The organism is Vibrio sp. 1069 (assembly GCF_033340555.1).
Map to the genome: position 1 here is coordinate 1 of NZ_JAWOWP010000307.1, position 748 is coordinate 748.

At 46.8% G+C, this 748-nt stretch carries 1 protein-coding gene and 1 pseudogene; one reads left to right on the plus strand and one right to left on the minus strand.

Going from position 1 to position 748, the window contains the following annotated elements; all coding sequences use genetic code 11:
• Positions 1-369 (minus strand): LysR family transcriptional regulator (locus R7040_RS26170; protein WP_318097537.1); only part of this gene is annotated, 369 nt, incomplete at its 3' end.
• Between the two features lie 140 nt (positions 370-509).
• Between R7040_RS26170 and R7040_RS26175 the strand changes: the two are divergent.
• Positions 510-748: pseudogene (locus R7040_RS26175) on the plus strand (hypothetical protein); the annotation flags it as partial.

Sequence of the window (748 nt, forward strand, 5' to 3'; positions counted from 1 at the left end):
CGGGTACTGTTGCATAAACTCACACACGTATTTGGCGATGATGTCTTCGCCGATGTAGCCACCCACACAGTTCACTCGAATCACGCCGCGAATCTCTTGAGTATCATCGACGGCGGCAATCAACGCTTGGTCGATGTCTCGCAAAGCTTTTTCACAGTCGTGATAAAAGCGCTCGCCGGCATGAGTCAAACGCAGCGTGCGTGTGGTTCGGTTGAGTAGTGTCACGCCCATTTGCGCTTCAAGTCCGCTGATTTGGCGAGAAACGTGAGAACGAGATACGGAAAGAGCTTCCGCCGCTTTGGTGAAGTTGCCAAGTTGGGCGATCAAAACAAACGAGCGAATGTCGGCGAGATTAACTTTATTGAGCATAATGAGCGTGTTGCAAAAAGCGATGGGTTTAAGGTTATCACAATTATTTACCAATCATATCGGCAAGCAAGGTCGAACGACTTGAGCTTTACGACAACTTGCGTATTATTTTCTGCGTTTCCATCTTTATCTGACTTTTTATGAGCTTATTGATTTCACGACAAGGCACGCCTCAAAAGCGCGCGAAATGGCTGCTAGCAATGATTGGCTGGGTCACCGTCGTGTGTCTGATGCAAAATTCTGGTTTGGTTTCGGCATGCTCGATGAGTGATGACCAAACCTTGGTTTCTGCTTTATCTAGCGATGATGCTCATGTTGTGAAAGCTGATAAAGTCAAAGAGCCGAGTAAGTGTGAACTGTCTGAAAAGTTGATTCAGTT